Genomic DNA, 4,442 nt, shown 5'->3' with positions numbered 1-4,442 from the left:
GGCGAGACCTCCCCCTCGACGGGCTTGGCCGCCTTGACCGCCGGCGCCGAACCGGCCGGCGTCCGGGACCCGGCGGTGGCGTCCGTGGCGGTGGCGTCCGTGGCGGGAGCGTCCTTGGCCTTGGCGCCGGTGTTCGTGCCGGCGGCGGCCCTACCTGCGGCCTGGTCCGAGGCGGTGGGCTTGTCCCCGGCGGTGGGCTTGTCCGTGGCGGTGGGCTCGCCACCCGCGCCCTTGCCCGAGGCAGACGCCTTGCCGTCGGTGGCCTTGCCGTCGGTGGCCTTGCCCGTGTCCCCCTTGGCGTCCGCCTCCTTCTTGGCGTCCGCCCTCCTGCCCGCGTCGGCCTTGCCGTCCGTCGTGGCGTCCGGTCCTTCGGGCGACTCGGGCAGCGGCTCGACCGTCTCCTCCCGGCCGGGCGCCCGCCGGGCCGAGATCACCAGGTAGGCGACCGCGGCCAGGAAGACGGCCAGGGACGTCCAGTTGTTCAGACGCAGGCCGAGGAAGGTGTGCGCCTCGTCGATGCGCAGGTACTCGATCCAGAACCGGCCGACGGTGTAGGCGGCGACGTACAGGGCGAACGCCCGGCCGTGGCCCAGCCGGAAACGGCGGTCGGCCCAGATGACCAGGGCGGCGACGCCGAGGCACCACAGCGACTCGTAGAGGAACGTCGGGTGGAAGGTGCCGTCGTCCAGGCCGTTGTCGATGCGCAGCGCCCACGGCACGTCCGTGGCCCGTCCGTAGAGCTCCTGGTTGAACCAGTTGCCCCACCGGCCGAGGGCCTGGGCGACGGCGATGCCCGGAGCCACCGCGTCGGCGTAGGCGGGCAACGGAATGCCCCGCCTGCGGCAGGCGATCCACGCGCCGACCGCGCCGAAGGCGATGGCGCCCCAGATGCCGAGACCGCCCTCCCAGATCTTGAAGGCGTCGACCCAGTTCTTGTCCTCGCCGAAGTAGAGCTGGTAGTCGGTGACGACGTGGTAGATCCGGCCACCGACCAGGCCGAAGGGCACCGCCCAGACGGCGATGTCGGCGATGGTGCCGGGCTGGCCACCGCGGGCCACCCAGCGCCTCCCGCCGATCCAGATCGCGGCGAAGATGCCGAGGATGATGCAGAACGCGTAGCCGCGGAGCGGGATCGGGCCGAGCATGATCTCGCCGGACGACGGGCTGGGGATGAAGGCAAGGGTGTCCATGGCGAGTCAGACGCTACCCTGCCGGACCGCCCGCGCGGCAACCGCGTCGTCAGTTTCCGGCGATCCGTTCCACCTTTTCCCTGAGCTTCTCGGGAGTGAGGGGATCGTTCGGGTCTCCGTAGAGGTTCTCGCCGTCCAGCAGCACGGTGGGCGTCGCGTTGTACTCCGAGCCGGTGAAGTCCGTGTTGACCCGCTTCACCCAGGCGTCGTGGGTGCCGTTCCGCACGCAGTCGCGGAAGGCGGGGGTGTTCAGTCCGTCGACCTTCTCGGCCAGCTCGATCAGGTGGTCCTTGTCGGCGAAGGTGTCCGCCGCTTCCTCCGGCTGGTTGTCGAACAGCACGTCGTGGTACTCGGTGAACTTTCCCGCGTCGCGGGCGCACGCGGCGGCGTTGGCGGCGTTCTTCGAGCCGTCACCGCCCATGTTGCCGTCGATGATCGAGACGAGGTGGTACTCGCTCCTGATCTTGCCCGCGTCGCTCAGATCCCGGATCGTGTCCTTGAAGTTCCGCTCGAAGTGCCCGCAGCCGGGGCAGCGGAAGTCCTCGTAGATCGTCAACGTGGCGGGCGCCCCGGACTTGCCCTCGGTGATCGGTTGGGCCGCCGGACCGGCCGGGTCCTCCTTGCTCTGCTGGTTGACCACCACACCGGCCACTCCGACCACGGCGAGCACCCCGAGGGCCACCGTCCCCACCTTCAGTGCGCGCATCCGCTTCGCGGCCGTCTTCTCCCGCTCCCGCTCGTCGTGCAGCCGCTCACGGGCGGAGCGCTTCCCCTCGACGTTCCTCTGGCTCATCACACCCGGGCCAACGAACCACGCTCCCACTGGGCGTGCGCCCAGCGGCGAACTCCCCCCGAAAGGGGCAACGGCCTGCGCCGAGGTTGACACCCAGGCGGCCAGGCGGCCGGTTGTCCGGTCGGCCGGATCTCGACGCCGCCGGACACCGCCCGGCGGACCGCTGGCCGCGGAATCGGACCGGCCGTCGCACGACCGTCCACCGCTCGACGCGCACACCGCGCGTTCGCCGCACGCCTGCGAGGGTCGCTTCCCCCCTGGTGTGACGCTGCTTACTTTTCCAGCCAGTAACGATGCACAGACGAGGGAGTTCGCTCCCCGACGAGGAGACGTCAATGTCGACAGAACTCCCCCCGCAGTCCCGCTCCCCCGAGGACGGTGACCCAGACGGGGACGCCCGGCGTTCGATGGCGATGCACAGTGATCCGCGGTTCGTCGAACTGAAGCGGCGGCTGGTCGTCTTCGCCTTCCCCATGAGCCTCGCCTTTCTTGCCTGGTACCTGCTGTACGTGCTGATGTCCGCCTACGCGCGCGACGTCATGGCCACCGTGCTGTTCGGTCAGGTCAACGTGGCCCTGGTGTTCGGCGTGCTGCAGTTCGTCAGCACCTTCGGCATCGCGGTCCTCTACTCGCGGTACGCCAACCGGCGGCTCGACCCGCTCGCCGAGGAACTCTGCGCCGAACTCACCACGGCCTCCGCCAAGGACGCCCAGGAGCGGGCCGACTCCGAGGGAGCCCACGCATGACCATGCTCGCCGCGACCAGTACCTCCGGTCGCACCTTCACCGTGCTGCTGTTCCTGGCGATGATCGCGGTGACGCTGGGCGTCACCGTGTGGGCCAGCCGGCAGACCAAGTCCGCCGCCGACTTCCACTCCGGCGGGCGCGGGTTCACCGGTATGCAGAACGGCTTCGCCATCGGCAGCGACTACATGTCGGCGGCCTCCTTCCTGGGCATCGCCGGCATGATCGCCCTCTTCGGATACGACGGCTTCCTCTACTCCATCGGCTTCCTGGTGGCCTGGCTGGTGGCGCTGCTGCTGGTCGCGGAACTGCTCCGCAACTCGGGCCGGTTCACGATGGCGGACGTGCTCTCGTACCGGATGCGGCAGCGGCCGGTACGGACCGCGGCCGCGGTGTCCACCATCACCGTGTCCATCTTCTACCTGCTGGCGCAGATGGTCGGCGCCGGTGCGCTGATCGCCCTGCTGCTGGGCATCAAGCCCGGTGAGACGTACCTGGGCATGAGCGCCGACACCGCGAAGATCGCCGGCATCGTCATCGTCGGCATCCTGATGATCGTCTACGTCACCTTCGGCGGCATGAAGGGCACCACCTGGGTGCAGATCATCAAGGCCGGCATGCTGATGGGCGGCGCGTTCCTGCTGACCATGCTGGTGCTGGCGGTCTACGGCTTCAACATCGGCTCGCTGATGGGCGACGCTGCCAGCGCCAGCGGCGCGGGGCAGGCGTTCCTCGAACCGGGGCTGAACTTCGGCAAGGAAGTGCCCGGCGACGCCTGGCAGACGCTGTGGAACAAGCTGGACCTGATCAGTCTCGGGCTGGCCCTGGTGCTGGGCACCGCCGGCCTGCCGCACATCCTGATCCGCTTCTACACCGTTCCCGACTCCAAGGCGGCCCGCAAGTCCGTCAACTGGGGCATCGGCCTGATCGGCACCTTCTACCTGATGACGCTGGTGCTGGGCTTCGGCGCCGCCGCCATGGTGGGCCGTGAGGCGATCACCGAGCAGAACGCCGCGGGCAACACCGCGGCACCGCAGCTCGCGGAGGCGGTCGGCCAGCACTTCGGCGGGTCCGCGTTCGCCGCGGTCATGCTGGCCATCATCGCGGCGGTCGCCTTCGCGGCGATCCTCTCCACCGTGGCCGGCCTGACCATCGCCTCCTCCTCGTCGCTGGCGCACGACTTCTACAACAGCGTGCTGCGCAAGGGCAAGGCAACGGAGAAGGAGGAGGTCAAGGTCGCCAAGCTCGCCGCCTTCGGGGTGGGGGCGGCGTCCATCGTGCTGGCCATCTTCGCGCAGAGCCTGAACGTGGCCTTCCTCGTCGCCCTGGCCTTCGCCATCGCGGCCTCCGCCAACCTGCCGACCCTGCTGCTGAGCCTGTTCTGGAAGCGGTTCAACACGCAGGGCGCGGTAGCCGGCATCTACGGCGGCCTGGTCAGCGCGGTCGGCCTGGTCATCTTCTCGCCCGTGGTGTCCGGCAGCGAGACCGCGCTGGTCAGCGGCGTGGACTTCAGCTGGTTCCCCCTCGCCAACCCGGGTCTGGTCTCGATCCCGCTCGGCCTGCTGTGCGCGGTCGTCGGCACGCTGATGTCGAGCGAGAACAACCCGCAGCGCTTCGCCGACCTCCAGGTCCGGGCGCTCACCGGCGCCGGAGCGGAGGGCGCGGCGAAGCACTGACCGCCCGCGGGGCCGACGCGCGGCGCCCCCCACCGTCGCG

Annotated in this window: 4 protein-coding genes; 2 read left to right on the top strand and 2 right to left on the bottom strand. The window is 70.0% G+C overall.

Features of this window, described 5'->3' with window-relative positions; genetic code table 11:
* Positions 1-1,190: prolipoprotein diacylglyceryl transferase (gene lgt, locus ACYVE9_RS17030; RefSeq protein WP_461028721.1), on the bottom strand; the 1,190-nt coding region annotated here is incomplete at its 3' end.
* A gap of 49 nt (positions 1,191-1,239) precedes the next feature.
* A complete protein-coding gene (locus ACYVE9_RS17025; RefSeq protein ID WP_461028720.1) occupies positions 1,240-1,983 on the bottom strand; it encodes a DsbA family protein in 744 nt (247 codons plus the stop codon).
* Positions 1,984-2,318: 335 nt separating this feature from the next.
* Between ACYVE9_RS17025 and ACYVE9_RS17020 the strand changes: the two genes are divergently transcribed.
* Together ACYVE9_RS17020 and ACYVE9_RS17015 are read left to right on the top strand one after the other, a co-directional pair.
* Entirely contained in the window at positions 2,319-2,729 is a 411-nt protein-coding gene (locus ACYVE9_RS17020; protein WP_461028719.1) for a DUF485 domain-containing protein, read from the top strand.
* Positions 2,726-4,402: a solute symporter family protein gene (locus ACYVE9_RS17015; RefSeq protein ID WP_461028718.1), complete on the top strand. Its 1,677-nt coding sequence runs from the start codon at positions 2,726-2,728 to the stop codon at positions 4,400-4,402. Before ACYVE9_RS17020 ends, ACYVE9_RS17015 begins: the two co-directional genes overlap by 4 nt.
* Positions 4,403-4,442 lie beyond the last annotated feature (40 nt).

The organism is Streptomyces sparsus, from assembly GCF_054776295.1.
Note: the sequence above shows the minus strand (reverse complement) of the source record. Positions and strands in the feature narration are given on the sequence as shown.